This window comes from Bacillus sp. JJ722 (assembly GCF_036963345.1).
GTDB lineage: Bacteria > Bacillota > Bacilli > Bacillales > DSM-1321 > Bacillus_AD.
This window is the reverse complement of sequence record NZ_JBALMO010000312.1, coordinates 1-1,238: the sequence shown is the minus strand read 5'-3', so window position 1 is coordinate 1,238 and position 1,238 is coordinate 1. Positions and strand designations below refer to the sequence as shown.

The 1,238-nt window shown below is 28.8% G+C and carries 2 protein-coding genes; one reads left to right on the top strand and one right to left on the bottom strand.

The window, feature by feature from the left end; translation table 11 throughout:
• Positions 1–465: 465 nt before the first annotated feature.
• On the bottom strand, positions 466–657 hold the full coding sequence (locus V7014_RS24840; RefSeq protein WP_335511408.1) for a hypothetical protein: 192 nt from the start codon (positions 655–657) through the stop codon (positions 466–468).
• Between the two features lie 322 nt (positions 658–979).
• Here V7014_RS24840 and V7014_RS24835 point away from each other — a divergent pair, with 322 nt between their 5' ends.
• Positions 980–1,159, top strand: a complete 180-nt coding sequence (locus V7014_RS24835; RefSeq protein ID WP_335511406.1) for a hypothetical protein — start codon at positions 980–982, stop codon at positions 1,157–1,159.
• Positions 1,160–1,238: the final 79 nt, after the last annotated feature.

Genomic DNA, 1,238 nt, shown 5'->3' with positions numbered 1-1,238 from the left:
GTATAATTTCTTTTAAATTTTCACATACTGTCACTAACAATAATAGGAACGTGTATGTATTGACTAAGCTTAAGAAAAAAGGGTGAAAATGATATGGTAACAATTACATTGGATACTATTGAAAATCGAGTTCGCCCTAGAAATAGAGATGAGGAATACATTTTAATTAGATTTAATAGAAAATAAAAAAAGGTATGATCTTATTGGATATAGGGGTTTTATGCCCACTTGCAGTTATCCCGATACAACTCCTTACCCCAAAAGTGGCGTTTTTCAATGTGCAAGTATAGTTCCTTTTATTTTTAGACTTACGTTCAAATAGAAAATCTATCACTTTTGTAACTTTCGAATTGAAGAATTCAAGAATTTAAGAGACAAGACAGCTAATTTAATATCATTAATAAATAATTATTTAAAATTTATATTCTTCAATCACGCTTTCGATACTTCTTAAATGTCCGCGACCTAAACACCGTAGTACTGTGTATGTAGATTCACTGCTTCTAAGGCTTTATTTAGATGATTTAAACCATAATCATTTTTAATGTGATCTAAGTAATATTTAGTAGCATCAGTATTTATTGTTCTAGTGTACCTTTCTCCATTCATCATTGAACAAAATGCTTCAATATAGTCCCCAGCGCTACCTTGATTCATCCCTAACTCACTATACAAATTATTTGTAGCAGACGTTTTATCAATCTGTTTATGTTAGACTTTTTTAGTATAATAATAGCTTCTAGCAACAATTTCTTTAGTTATTTTCATAATACACCACCCCTATCCTTTTACTATTGGGTAATTTCTAGGATATCAAGTGTATTATTCGATAATTCCAATTCCTCAATAATTACAAATACAAAATCAATATATCCTAAAAGAGAAAGAAATAGCCTGGGGAGAATAAAACAATTTAATAAAATCTGAAGATTAATTTTAAAAAATCCATCACTTGTTTATTAAAATTTCATTTGAGCGAATGAAACAATTAGCTGAGTTTACTGATTTAGAGGAACTAAGTTCATCTTTTTTCCAATCAGCTACTATTATAAAAGCAGGGAAGTTAATAAGAGATATGTTAAATATTTCAGAATTGGAATATGATAGTGCAATTGTATACTGTAAGCTAAGTGGGGGAAGAGGGTATGAAAGTTGTTAAGTTGGAATATGTAACAACTGACTTAAATTATTGATATTATTATTAAAACTAGATTAGCAGTGAATGTTTTTACATAATG

Coding starts and splice junctions, on each gene's coding strand:
- V7014_RS24840 (WP_335511408.1), bottom strand. CDS start 657: ATGAATCAAGGTAGCGCTGGGGACTATATTGAAGCATTTTGTTCAATG.
- V7014_RS24835 (WP_335511406.1), top strand. CDS start 980: ATGAAACAATTAGCTGAGTTTACTGATTTAGAGGAACTAAGTTCATCT.